Annotated in this window: 11 protein-coding genes; 4 read left to right on the forward strand and 7 right to left on the reverse strand. The window is 39.9% G+C overall.

Annotated features, from left to right (window positions below):
• Positions 1-278 precede the first annotated feature (278 nt).
• The 5 genes from H4J63_RS18455 to H4J63_RS18475 form a co-directional block, all read right to left on the reverse strand.
• The gene (locus H4J63_RS18455) at positions 279-527 is read right to left on the reverse strand and encodes a DUF3297 family protein (RefSeq protein WP_002963088.1); all 249 of its coding nucleotides are present in this window, start codon (positions 525-527) and stop codon (positions 279-281) included.
• 231 nt (positions 528-758) lie between these two features.
• Positions 759-968: a cold-shock protein gene (locus tag H4J63_RS18460; protein ID WP_007580429.1), complete on the reverse strand. Its 210-nt coding sequence runs from the start codon at positions 966-968 to the stop codon at positions 759-761.
• A gap of 188 nt (positions 969-1,156) precedes the next feature.
• Complete coding sequence (locus H4J63_RS18465; protein ID WP_010554515.1) at positions 1,157-1,366, reverse strand: cold-shock protein; 210 nt, start codon at positions 1,364-1,366, stop codon at positions 1,157-1,159.
• Positions 1,367-1,552: 186 nt separating this feature from the next.
• A complete protein-coding gene (locus tag H4J63_RS18470; RefSeq protein WP_006792548.1) occupies positions 1,553-1,762 on the reverse strand; it encodes a cold-shock protein in 210 nt (69 codons plus the stop codon).
• A 794-nt stretch (positions 1,763-2,556) separates the two neighbouring features.
• Positions 2,557-3,306: a GntR family transcriptional regulator gene (locus H4J63_RS18475; protein WP_182197912.1), complete on the reverse strand. Its 750-nt coding sequence runs from the start codon at positions 3,304-3,306 to the stop codon at positions 2,557-2,559.
• Between the two features lie 571 nt (positions 3,307-3,877).
• On the opposite strand from H4J63_RS18475, the gene H4J63_RS18480 reads away from it, so the two are divergent.
• The 4 genes from H4J63_RS18480 (at position 3,878) to H4J63_RS18495 (ending at position 9,180) form a co-directional block, all read left to right on the forward strand.
• Complete coding sequence (locus tag H4J63_RS18480; protein ID WP_007580433.1) at positions 3,878-5,467, forward strand: alkaline phosphatase; 1,590 nt, start codon at positions 3,878-3,880, stop codon at positions 5,465-5,467.
• A gap of 11 nt (positions 5,468-5,478) precedes the next feature.
• The gene (locus tag H4J63_RS18485; protein ID WP_182197913.1) at positions 5,479-7,269 is read left to right on the forward strand and encodes an alkaline phosphatase; all 1,791 of its coding nucleotides are present in this window, start codon (positions 5,479-5,481) and stop codon (positions 7,267-7,269) included.
• Between the two features lie 139 nt (positions 7,270-7,408).
• A complete protein-coding gene (locus tag H4J63_RS18490) occupies positions 7,409-8,122 on the forward strand; it encodes a hypothetical protein (RefSeq protein WP_182197914.1) in 714 nt (237 codons plus the stop codon).
• A 470-nt stretch (positions 8,123-8,592) separates the two neighbouring features.
• Complete coding sequence (locus H4J63_RS18495; protein ID WP_182197915.1) at positions 8,593-9,180, forward strand: hypothetical protein; 588 nt, start codon at positions 8,593-8,595, stop codon at positions 9,178-9,180.
• A 125-nt stretch (positions 9,181-9,305) separates the two neighbouring features.
• On the opposite strand, the gene H4J63_RS18500 is transcribed toward H4J63_RS18495, so the two are convergent.
• Entirely contained in the window at positions 9,306-11,195 is a 1,890-nt protein-coding gene (locus H4J63_RS18500; protein WP_182197916.1) for a monovalent cation:proton antiporter-2 (CPA2) family protein, read from the reverse strand.
• Positions 11,196-11,316: 121 nt separating this feature from the next.
• Positions 11,317-12,210, reverse strand: a complete 894-nt coding sequence (locus H4J63_RS18505) for a hypothetical protein (protein WP_182197917.1) — start codon at positions 12,208-12,210, stop codon at positions 11,317-11,319.
• Between the last annotated feature and the right edge of the window lie 378 nt (positions 12,211-12,588).

Raw genomic sequence — 12,588 nt, forward strand, 5'->3', positions numbered from 1 at the left:
TCCATGTCCCGTCTGTTAACATTAATCTTGGCATGTAGGTTCGGTGTAAAGTTTTCTGGCGAATTCAATTATACCTTATCTTCATGCTGTTTGTTTTTCATACCACAAAGATCAACACGCCCTAATAGTAAACGGAAATAATACTTTATTAAATGAGTCGGTATTAAATTTGATGTTAATGGGTAAATAAATACCCATATTTACTAAGTAATTTACCTAGAAATATTGGGTATTTTAATAATTTTTACTCAGTTAATTTTATAAGTAATATATTTAGCTTACTTATAAAAGGCTTCAACAGTGCCTTTTCTTGTAAGTAAAAGCGGTTGTCCGCGACGATCAAGCCCTTTTGGGGATGCAAACTTTATCCAACCTTCGCTGATGCAGTACTCTTCAACATCAAAACGTTCTTTGCCGTTGAACGTGATACCAATATCGTGTTCAAAAACTTCTTCCACATGATGTGGGCTGCGTGGATTAATAGAAAGGCGATCTGGTAAAGCAGGTTTTGCGGTAGTGTCGTTCATGGTCATATTCTATATTGAATGAAGTATGCGCTATTGTAGGCAATACAAAGCTTTCGCTCAAGAGAGATAGTAGTAAATGTGTTTAAAAATGCACTAATTAATGAGTTGCGGATGCAAATGAGATGGCGCTTGGAAAATATGTATAGAAGGGGATTTTGACGATATTTTACTAAAAACTATATAGATAAGTATATTAATGGGCTATTGCTAACCCATTAAATGGTGTAGCAATTAGATGCTAACAATGTTCTCGGCTTGTGGGCCTTTTTGACCTTGAGTAACAGTAAACTGTACACGTTGGCCTTCAGCTAAAGTTTTAAAACCGTCGCCAGAGATCGCGCTGAAATGTGCGAACACGTCTGCGCCAGATTCTTGCTCGATAAAACCAAAACCTTTTGCTTCGTTAAACCATTTTACTGAACCAGTAGTTGTATTAGACATAATATGTATCCTAAAAAAATTAATATAAGTGTGCCTGAAAAGAGGCGATTGAGCCGGAAAAAATAGTTAACTTGAGGATATCGTGCAGGATTATTACTAAAACAACTCGGTACTAACAAATAAAACAAAACTTCTTTCAAACTAGTATTCAAAATGGGTTATTGCTAACCCATTAAATTGTGTAGCAATTAGATGCTAACAATGTTCTCAGCTTGTGGACCTTTTTGACCTTGAGTAACAGTAAACTGTACACGTTGGCCTTCAGCTAAAGTTTTAAAACCGTCGCCAGAGATTGCGCTAAAATGTGCGAACACGTCTGCGCCAGATTCTTGCTCGATAAAACCAAAACCTTTTGCTTCGTTAAACCATTTTACTGAACCAGTAGTTGTAGTAGACATAATATGTATCCTAAAAAATTAATATAAGTGTGCCTGAAAAGAGGCGATTGAGCCGGAAAAAATAGTTAACTTGAGGATATCGCGTAGGATTATTACTAAAACAACGGGGTACTAACAAATAAAACAAAACTTCTTTCAAACTAGTATTCAAAATGGGTTATTGCTAACCCATTTTAACGAAAGCAATTAGATGCTAACGATGTTTTCAGCTTGTGGGCCTTTTTGACCTTGAGTAACAGTAAACTGTACACGTTGGCCTTCAGCTAGAGTTTTGAAACCGTCGCCAGAGATTGCGCTGAAATGTGCGAAAACGTCAGGACCAGATTCTTGCTCGATGAAACCAAAACCTTTTGCTTCGTTGAAAAATTTAACTGTACCAGTTGTAGTATTAGACATAATAGTATCCTAAGAAATTAATAAAAGTGCGCCTTAAATTAGGCAATTTAACAGGAAGAAAACATACATTTAACTGAGGATAACGCGAAGGATTATTACTAAAACAACGTGGTACTTACAAATAAATAGGGTTTTCTGTCAACCCGATGCCAAGCAGGATAACAGTAAATTGAGCTATATACCAAGCCCTATTGTAAATTTATTTTAGAGTAAGTGCTTTATTAGTTTGTTTGTTTTTTAACTAACCAGTCATGATTAAGGTGATCTTTTTTGCGTCTGAATTTAAGTTAATTTTAATTTAATCAATGCTTTATGTTTGTATTGGCACGCGGTTCTAGAGTAGGTAAAATGCAAGTTTTAAGTGGTTAAAACATGACCTAATTACCTACTGATTTTTTTGATATATACCTTAAATAACTTGATTCATTAGCTCCAAATTACAAATCTAAGTATTAATAATGCAATCCAAAGTGTTTCAGCCACAATTAAAATAATGGGTTTCATACCTACTTCGGTTAGTTTTTCTACCGTTTGCACACAATATTCTTGCGCTAATTTTAATAAATAGAAGCCTACTGGAAGAAGGGTACTTAATTATTTCAATAGTAATTTATCTCGGAGATGCGTTATGTAATATGTAAGTCATTATGATGAATCATGCTGCGTTTACAGCAAAGCGGCTGATTAGTGGATAGAAAGCTAGCAGAAAGCCATCAAGGTAAGGCTTGCTATCTTTAAAAAATATTTAAAGGTTGTGCGCTAAGATTGCTAATTAGTAGTTTAAGTACGTTTAACTAGTCGAGCTCAATTTGGTAATGATAGTGATCGCTACGGCATTTACTTAGGCGGTATTCAATACGCTTACCTTCTATTGATTCTGTAACGCGTGATACCAACAGTAGTGGGTCGCCGACTTTAATGGCAAGCATTTTTGCATCATCTATTGTAGCAAGTACGGCTTTAATACTGTCCTGGGTTTTGTGTACAGTCTGGTTAAATTTATTCTGATAGTAATGATAGAGAGTGTGCGGTATATCACTACTTTGATGTATATCAGGAAAGTAGCTTTGCGGTAGGTATATAGTTTCGCTCATGCAAAATTTGTTATCAAGAATACGTCTACGAACAAGCTTGGTAACTTTGTCTTTTTTATTGAGTTGCAAAGCCTTTATAGCTTCAGCAGGCGCTGAACAAAGCTCAACTGATAGCAGTTCTGCCTTTGGTGAGTTGTCACTTTCACCGTCGGCTTGTAACGGAAAAAACCTGAATAAGGCATCTTGCGAGGTATGCTCAGATACAAATGTACCAACGCCTTGGCGACGAGTTACTATTTTATTGTCGGTTAATAAATTAAGCGCTTTACGAACAGTACCTTGGCTTACGTTAAATTCTTCAGCAAGGCGAAATTCGCTTGGTAAAGCCTCGCCGGGCAACCAATGCCGTTTAACAATGAGTTGTTTTATACTATCAGACACTTGTAAGTAGAGTGGTTGAAAATCCAAGCTTGGGCTACTTAATTTGTGATCAAACATAGAGTTACTCATTGTTATTTACCATTAAATTTAATCCACTTGTAGTTATATCATAGGTGAAGCCTTTTACGCATATTTGCGTTTCTTGATTAAACGTGAGCTACCGCAGTAATTTCTTATTGAGGCAAACTGCATATTATGTTTAAAAATCGTCCTCATTCATTTTAATCTCAGGTGGAGTAACCACATTACTTGAAGGATTGTTTGTTCACTGGGTTTGCCACTTGTTTTTCAGTGTTATAAATACAATTACTCGATTAAATTTACCCGTAGTACCGGTGATATCACTTACACTAAAGCTTAAATTGTGTCCGGTAAAGGTAGTTGTGGTTTCATGTACAGGCGCTCTGGGTTAGGTATAGCATTTTCGCCAGATTTTAAATAACTCCCTCAATAATTTCCCTTAAAAGCGCAACGTTTAACACGTTGCGCTTTTTTTGTGACTTATTTTTGTAATAGTTTAGTCATCTTACTTTCATTAAAATTACCTTTATCAGTCACATCTGTTTTCTATAGTGCAGCGGTTGATCTTTTTTGTGTTTACACATTTCAAAAAATAACCACTAAACAATGGGAATTACGGATGAAAATTAAAAAAGTCGCTGCGGCAATCGCGCTAACATTTGCGTTTAGCGCAGTTAGCCATGCTGATGTACTACCGCAAAGCCAAAAAGACAGCAGCTGGTATAGCGCTGCGCAAACTAAACTAACAACAAAAACAGCACAAGCGCAGGCTACACAAGCCACTAAAGCTAAAAACGTTATTTTATTTGTGGGCGATGGCATGGGTATTTCTACTCTTACCGCCGCGCGTATTTTGCAAGGGCAGCGTAATAACCAATCTGGCGAAGAAGGTTATTTAAGCTTTGAAGAGTTCCCATACTCTGCACAAGTTAAAACGTATAACGTAGATGCTCAAACTCCTGATTCAGCAGGCACGATGACGGCTATTATTTCCGGTGTAAAAACCGATGTGGGCGTTATTGGTGTAGACGAAGATATTGAACGCGGCGTGTGTTCAACAGTGGCAGGTAACGAGCTAATTACCGCAACTGAATTGGCTGAAATTAAAGGGCTATCTACCGGTATTATTTCTACAGCACGTATTACTCATGCTACCCCTGCTGCCACATATGCTAAATCGGCTGACCGTAACTGGGAAGACGTATCCGATATGCCAGAAGATGCAGTAACAGGTGGCTGTGAAGACATTGCATCGCAACTGGTTAACTTTGAAAAAAACCTAGAAGCACGATTTGTAGGGACCGACGTAGACGGTCTTGATTTTGTAATGGGTGGCGGTCGTCGTCACTTTTTACCAAAAGACGAAACAGCTAACTCAACAGATGCAGTAAGTGCTATAGAAGGCGACCGCACTGACGAGCGCAACTTAGTAACTGAGTGGCAAACACAATACCCAGATGCTACGTACGTAATGGATCAAACAGGCTTTGATGCAATAGCAGATGACGCCACTAAAGTATTTGGTTTATTTAACGAATCCCATATGCAATACGAAGCTGACCGCGCAAACGATGTAGCGGGCGAGCCTTCACTTACCGATATGACCACTAAAGCAATTGAAGTGCTTGGTAAAAACGATAATGGATTTTTCTTAACGGTTGAGTCGGGAAGAATTGACCACGCGCACCACGCGGGTAATGCATACAACGCGCTTAACGACACCATTGAGTTTGCTAAAGCCGTGCAAGCAGCGGTAGATAACACCAACCCAGAAGAAACCCTTATTTTAGTAACCGCCGATCACAGCCATGTATTTACTATTGCAGGCTACCCTAAGCGTGGTAATCCAATTTTAGGTCAAGTAGTTGCAGTAGGTGCAACTACTCCAAGCCTAGCCGCCGACGATATGCCGTACACCACAGTCGGTTACGCAAATGGCTTAGGTTTTAGAAATCTAGGCGACGAGACTGATGCTGATGCAAGTTACACAAGTGCTGCTGTAGCAGGGCGTGTTGAGCTAAATGGGGTTGATACAACAACCCCAGGTTTTCACCAAGAAGCAACCGTACCAATGGGGTCAGAAACACACGCAGGTGAAGACATATCTTTGCATGCTAAAGGTCCTGGTGCTCAGCTAGCACAAGGCGTAATTGAACAAAACGTAGTGTTTCATCTAATTAATCAAGCTCTTGAACTAACTCAGCAATAATGGCGGCTAACATGAACAAATTAACGGTACTTTCTTTGGCAGTAATGGTCGCGCTAGCAGGTTGCTCGAGTGACGATAACAAAAATGAAAACAATATTATCGCAGTAGATAACGCTATTGCAGTGGGCTCTGAGCAGTGTATTAATGGCGGTGTAGAGACGCAAGTAGGCGCAGATACCAATAATAACGACGTGCTAGATAGCGACGAAGTTAACTCAACTAATTTAGTGTGTAATGCACCTGCAACGTCGTTAACTACCGAGCAGTTAGCCTCACTCACTAGTAATACTTGGTTTAGTGAAGCACAAACAAAATTGGGTGCTGCACAAACAGCCAGTAGCAACATTGTTACTGAATCAGGCAAAGCTAAAAACGTAATTTTATTTGTGGGCGATGGTATGGGTATTTCTACCATAACCGCAGCACGTATTTTAGCGGGTCAGTTAGAGGGTGAAATGGGTGAAGATCACCAGTTAAGCTTTGAAACTATGCCTTTTTCGGGCTTTGTAAAAACATACAACGTAGATGCGCAAACGCCAGATTCGGCAGGCACTATGACCGCAATGGCATCGGGTGTTAAAACCGATGCAGGCGTTATTGGTATTGATGAAGCGGTTGAACGTGGTAATTGTGCGTCAGGCAAAGGGCACGAACTTGTTACCTCGTTAGAGCTTGCTGAAATTGCAGGCAAAGCAACAGGGATTATTTCTACAGCGCGTATTACTCACGCAACACCAGCTGCAACGTATGCTAAATCGGCAGAGCGTAACTGGGAAGATATCTCCGATATGCCAGAAAGTGCGGCAACGTGTGAAGACATTGCATCGCAACTGGTTAACTTTGAAGCCAACCTAGAAGCACGCTTTAGTGGTGTTGATATAGACGGTATTGACGTAGTAATGGGCGGCGGTCGTCGTCACTTTTTACCAAAAGATGCCGCGTTTAATTCAGCCGATGCAGTAAGTGCTGTTGAAGGGGATCGCACAGATAACCGCGACTTAACCGCAGAGTGGAAAACGCAATATCCAAATGGCACGTACGTAATGGATCAAACCGGTTTTGATGCAATAAGTGACGACGCCACTAAAGTGTTTGGCTTATTTAACGAATCCCACATGCAGTACGAAGCTGACCGCGCAAACGATGTTGCAGGCGAGCCTTCGCTTTCACAAATGACCGAAAAAGCAATAAACGTACTTGATAACAACGAGCAAGGTTTTTTCTTAACGGTTGAGTCGGGTCGAATTGACCACGCGCATCATGCGGGTAACGCTTATAACGCGTTAAACGACACTATTGAGCTTGCCAAAGCCGTTAAAGTGGCGATGGAAAACACCAACCCAGAAGAAACATTAATAGTTGTAACTGCCGATCACAGCCATGTATTTACCATTGCTGGTTACCCTAAACGCGGTAACCCAATTTTAGGTAAAGTGGTTGCAGTAGGCGCTACTGAGCCAAGCTTAGCTGCCGACGATATGCCTTATACAACGGTTGGTTACACCAATGGTGGTGGCTTTAGAAACCTAGGTAGCGAGACTGATGCCGATGCAGGTTACGCCTTTGTACCTGTTACAGGGCGTGTTGATTTAACTGATGTTGATACAACAACACCTGGTTTTCATCAAGAAGCACTGGTACCAATGGGCTCAGAAACACATGCCGGTGAAGACGTAGGCGTTTATGCAATGGGACCAGGTGCACACTTAGTAACAGGCACAAACGAGCAAAGCTTTTTGTTCCATGTAATGGACTTTGCCGCTGACTTTGTAAAAACAGCAGACGAAAAACTAGCGCAATAAATACCGGCTAGTTATAAATTTAGTTAAATATATCTAAATAAAAAACCCCGCACACTTTGCGGGGTTTTTGTCATTAAACTGACATTTATAATCGTTATGTTATTGCCATAAACTTGAAATATAAATAAGAGATAGCTAAATGAAAAAAGCGTTATTAATAATTGCCACGCTTGTAAGTACAAGTAGCTTTGCCTCGCAATGTGATATTGATGCCAAGCATTTAAAAGCGGATTATAAAATTACCAACAGCCATAAAGCGCAGCGAAGTAGCGAGTCACTTACCCTTTGGCGAAACAACCAGCAAGTAGCGCATCAAAGTAAAGTAATAACCGAGCTTTGGCAGCACTTAGCCAATAATCAAATACGCCCAATACGTTACTTTAATGCCCAGCAACGCGGCATTGAATACCAACCATCTGAAGTACGCGGCGTACAAAATTGGAGTGCTAAAAGTCAGCTGGTGGATAACCACTTAATCGAAAAAATGACCTTATTAAGCACACAAGGCACAGGCTGCGGTGAAGTAAAAAACTATACACTGAGCGAAAATGGCAACGACTTTTACCTTGCCTTTATTACGCATTCAAAATTAGTTAAAACATTTAGCATTAGTAATAAAAAAAGCCAAACAACTACCTTGCTAAGCCTTAACAATGTAAGCACTGATGTGCCATTAATTACTGCTCAATTTGCACAGTGGGATCGCTTTCAAACCACCGATTACGCCGACATTGGCGATAACGAAGGCGACCCATTTTTAGCTAAAATGATAAACCTTGGTTTTATAGAGCACAGTGCAACTGGCTTTTATAACCAGCAGGGCGAGGCTATTCAAGGCGGGCACCACCACTAGGTCTTTAAATGTTGTAGTTCATAGTTAGCCCAGCCGTGCTGGGCTACAAGCAAAACATAAAGGTCTCCCCTAAATTATTACCACAGTTATAACCTAATCAAATACCTTTTCTCGTATTTTCAAAGTTAACCTACCGCCGAAGGTTATTTTTTGATAAAACATAGGTTACTTAATATCGGAACACGACCAAGATTTAAAGTCTCTTTATACTAAAAAAGACTAGAGCCTTATTCATCAATGATATTAAGTGGAGTTAATGGCTCTTTGCTTCCTTAAACGGACAATCATTTAGTATCGTGTCCGTGACTATATTTAGCCAAACATCATAATGGAAACTAATCCAATAAAGAGGTTAATTATTTATGGAAAAGTTGATTATGAAACTATTAAGCGTAGTGAGAGTTGAGAATGTTTCAACAGTTACTGTTTGTATTTGTCTTGTTTTATTAGTGTTTAAACTAGGGTGAAAAATGGATATTGATGAGTTAACTGAATTAGTGAAAGGGAAAGCTCTTTTTGAAGGCGCTTATAAAAATACACTTGAAGATGTGGAGGAAGTGCGAGAAATTTTAAAAGCTTCTTATAAACATAATGAGTTTCCATACTATTCAGAGTTTGAACATAGCTGGAATATGCTTAGGGAAAACTCATCACATAATATAATTGAGCGTGAACAAGTAGAAAGTAATCCATTAAACAGCTTTTTATACCTCATAGAATCTGGGCTTTATCCACCTCCTGAGTTATTAATTGTTGTCGCAAGTTGTTTTAGAGCTCATATGATTAGCGGAGGGAAAACTAATTTATCTGAAGATTTCTTCGGAAAAGATAAGCAGTTCGATCATTGTATAAACGTGTCTAAGATTACTAAGTATATAGATTTTGAATTAAAATGGGTTGTAGATAAAAAGGAATCATTGCAGGCCGTTGCGGAACGATACTTACTAGAATACTCAGAAAAAGATAATAACTCATTCGGTGAAAATACTGATGTTGAAAGCTTCTTAAGAGGTTATCGTCGTTGGAAAGAGGATTTAAAAAAGCAAAAATATTATTAAAAATTATTTAGGAATTGAATGTTCGTCGCAGTGACAGCTATAGGCATAATAGAGTGTTTAGCAATCAAACCTCAAGTTTATGTGCTGCCAGCTATTGCCAACAGCACAACTATAAAAGCCTTAAACTACTCCAAATGAGCATCATCAGGCTTTTTAGGTTTACTCGCTACTTCTGTTAAGCCGTCTTCGCAATCGCCGCTGTCGCAGGTATTTAAATCGCTTTGTGCTTGTTTATCTTGTTGCAGCACTTGCTTTAAATCTTCCATGCGTTGGCGAACTGCTACGCCGTAGCTGGCATCGTCTCCCCATAATGCAGCAAGTTGCAGTACTGCAGCGCGGTCGTGGTCTCTAAATAGCTTACCAGCGCGCTCGGCATCTTGCTTAGTGTTACCTAGTAACTCGAGTGCTTCTACGGCAAGGTTAATAGCTGAGTCGACGGTTTCGCGGTTAAACGCATCTACTTTTAAATTAAGTAACTGATACGCATGGCGGCGGTCGATTGCGCGAGCAACTATTTTTAGCTGCGGGTAGTTTTTATGCGCGAGCTTAATTATCTCAATGGTTTTATCGGGGTTATCAATTGCAATTACCAGCATTTGCGCGGTGTGCGCGCCTGCGGCTTCAAGGAGTTCTTGGCGTGCGGCATCGCCATAAAATACGGTGTTACCAAAACGGCGTAGTAATTCTATTTGGCTAGGGCTGTGATCAAGTACGGTAATTTCGTAGCCTTGCGCGTGCAGTAAACGCCCCATAATTTGGCCAAAACGTCCGTAGCCCGCAATAATTACGTGCTTAGCGGTGTTAATTTGCTCTGGCTTATCAAACTCAGGCGGAGCACTGCTGCTGCGTTTTTGTATTTGCTCATAAACCATAAGTAGTAACGGCGCTATTAGCATTGATACCGCTACAACTAAGGTAACAAGGCTGGTTTGCTCGGGCGTTAAAATACTTAAGGTGGTGGTTACGCTTAAAAGTACAAAGGCAAACTCACCCCCTTGGGCAAGCGCTAAGGCAAATAATAACTGCTGTTTACTGTTAATTTTACAGGTAACGGCAAGGGCAAATAAAATGCAGGCTTTAACTACAATAAGTAAAACCACTAAGCCAATAACAGTACTAAACTCGTTAAATAGCAGTTCAAAGTTAATTGATGCGCCAACAGTTATAAAAAACAGTCCTAAAAGTAAGCCTTTAAAGGGTTCTATATCGGCTTCTAATTCGTGTCTAAATTCACTCTCGGCAAGTACAACGCCTGCTAAAAAAGTTCCCAATGCAGGCGATAAACCAATACTTTGCATAACCAGTGCAATAGCGACCACTAAAAACAGTGCAAAAATAGTAAATATTTCACGCATGTGCGTTTGGGCAATGTATCTAAATAACGGCGCCGATACATATTTACCGCCGGCAATAATAGCGGCAATAACCGCAACCGATACACATACTTGTTGCCATACAGGCCAGCTTGCAATAATCGAATCGCTGATTTCTTTTGTGCTAGTTTGCGGGGCAAATGCGAGCAGTGGCAATAGGGCTAAAATAGGGATAATTGCGATGTCTTGAAACAGCAATACCGAAAAAGCGTTTTGTCCGGCTTCTTGCTTTAGCCAACCTTTTTCTTCAAGGCTTTGCAGTACAATAGCGGTAGAGGAGAGCGCGAGCATTAAACCAATGGCGAGTGCGGTTTGCCAATGCATGGCAAAAAACCAATAACAAAATGCAAATATAGCCGCTGCCGATAACACAACCTGTAAGCCGCCAAGCCCTAAAATAGAGTGGCGTAATGTCCATAAACGCGAAGGTTGTAGCTCAAGGCCCACTAAAAACAGCATCATTACTACGCCAAATTCAGCGAAGTGCATTACATCGGTTTGATCGCCCACAACACCCAGCGCATAAGGGCCAATGAGTATTCCGGCAATTAAATAACCTAATACTGAGCCAAGTCCGACTCGTTTTGCAATAGGCACAGCTACAATGGCTGCTGCTAAGTAAATTAAAGCAATTTCTAACACGCGTTTATCCTAAGTCATTCTATTTATGCTCAAGGTATTTGAGCATAAATAGAATGACTTAGGTTCTTATAAAATACAATAATTCATGTGGCTGAAAATACGTTATTTTTAGCTCATACTGTTAGTCAGCTACTTTTACTGAACCGCTAATATTATCGATACTTACATCGCCCGAGCCCGACTCAGTAATAGTCAGCCCCTTTGCATGGTTAACGCGGATATCACCCGAACCGTCTTCAATTGTTACGCTTGAACCAATATGCTCAATAAGCAGGTCGCCAGAGTTATCATCAACATTAACTGCACCGCTAATATGGCTTATTACTATATCACCCGATCCATCTTCAACGTTTAGCGAACCGGTTATGTTGCTCACGTGCATTTCGCCAGAACCATCGTCAATAGTTGCATTGCCACTTACGTTGTTTATATGAATACTGCCAGAGCCGTCGGTTAATTCTAAATTACCTGCGATGTTTTCAAAGTTTACTTCACCTGAGCCATCGTCAACAGTTAGGTTTTTAGCACCGCTTATAGTTAAGTCTCCCGAGCCGTCTTTTACATTAATATTGCTTTGCATAGCATTTATAAAAATGTCGCCAGAGCCATCATCAATATCTAAATTTAGATTACTTGGCACAGTAACCACTAAATTAATACTTGGAGATTGACCACTGTAAAAGCTAATACCATTACGGCTTTTATTTTGGGCAACAAGCTTTGCCTGTTTACCGTCTTGCTCGAGCGTTAGCTCGTATTCGTCTTCAATGTCGGCTGTGTAAATAGTGGCATCAACACTAATGCTGGTGGCCGTTTTTGAGCCTTTTATTTCAAGGCTACCTGCGCCGCTTAACACATTTAAATATTCAAGATTATTGCTTGGCAGTGATAGCTGTTTTGTTTGTTTTACTGAGGCAACGCTTGGCGATATATGAAATACACAGCCACTTAATAATAAAATGCCGCCAATAAGCGAAAGTGGTTTTGCAATGCTTAATTGTGTTGATGAGCTCATGTTTAGTCCTTTGGTATTTATTGTTTGTATTTATATAAACAATATAGAGCAAAAATGAGGCCGAAATGTAAGCTGTTGTTTTATATAGGGTGGTGGTTTTTTATGAAAGTTGAAATACTAATAAGTGGTTAAAATAACTAATTATTAATATAAAAGGATGCGCGATGCATAATGCCGATCAGTTAAGAATATGACCGGTTGACCGATCCAAACGATCATGCAAAATCCGTAGTTAGGAAACTAACTACGGATTTTTTGTGAATATAGAACAAGCACTGCAAGCAACACTTGAAGAAAGCAGCCGATACCATACCTTTGAAAAATTATCAGAAATTCTTGACCCTGAAATCATTGAACAAGGTTTTCAACAAGCAGGGA

Source organism: Pseudoalteromonas sp. 5Ae-yellow (assembly GCF_014077565.1).
Taxonomy (GTDB): domain Bacteria; phylum Pseudomonadota; class Gammaproteobacteria; order Enterobacterales; family Alteromonadaceae; genus Pseudoalteromonas.

What these genes read in the sequence shown, in the direction of transcription:
- H4J63_RS18475 (WP_182197912.1), bottom strand. Translation starts at nt 3,306, where the DNA reads ATGAGTAACTCTATGTTTGATCACAAATTAAGTAGCCCAAGCTTGGAT.
- H4J63_RS18490 (WP_182197914.1), top strand. Translation starts at nt 7,409, where the DNA reads ATGAAAAAAGCGTTATTAATAATTGCCACGCTTGTAAGTACAAGTAGC.
- H4J63_RS18505 (WP_182197917.1), bottom strand. Translation starts at nt 12,210, where the DNA reads ATGAGCTCATCAACACAATTAAGCATTGCAAAACCACTTTCGCTTATT.
- H4J63_RS18460 (WP_007580429.1), bottom strand. Translation starts at nt 968, where the DNA reads ATGTCTAATACAACTACTGGTTCAGTAAAATGGTTTAACGAAGCAAAA.
- H4J63_RS18465 (WP_010554515.1), bottom strand. Translation starts at nt 1,366, where the DNA reads ATGTCTACTACAACTACTGGTTCAGTAAAATGGTTTAACGAAGCAAAA.
- H4J63_RS18480 (WP_007580433.1), top strand. Translation starts at nt 3,878, where the DNA reads ATGAAAATTAAAAAAGTCGCTGCGGCAATCGCGCTAACATTTGCGTTT.
- H4J63_RS18485 (WP_182197913.1), top strand. Translation starts at nt 5,479, where the DNA reads ATGAACAAATTAACGGTACTTTCTTTGGCAGTAATGGTCGCGCTAGCA.
- H4J63_RS18470 (WP_006792548.1), bottom strand. Translation starts at nt 1,762, where the DNA reads ATGTCTAATACTACAACTGGTACAGTTAAATTTTTCAACGAAGCAAAA.
- H4J63_RS18455 (WP_002963088.1), bottom strand. Translation starts at nt 527, where the DNA reads ATGAACGACACTACCGCAAAACCTGCTTTACCAGATCGCCTTTCTATT.
- H4J63_RS18495 (WP_182197915.1), top strand. Translation starts at nt 8,593, where the DNA reads ATGGATATTGATGAGTTAACTGAATTAGTGAAAGGGAAAGCTCTTTTT.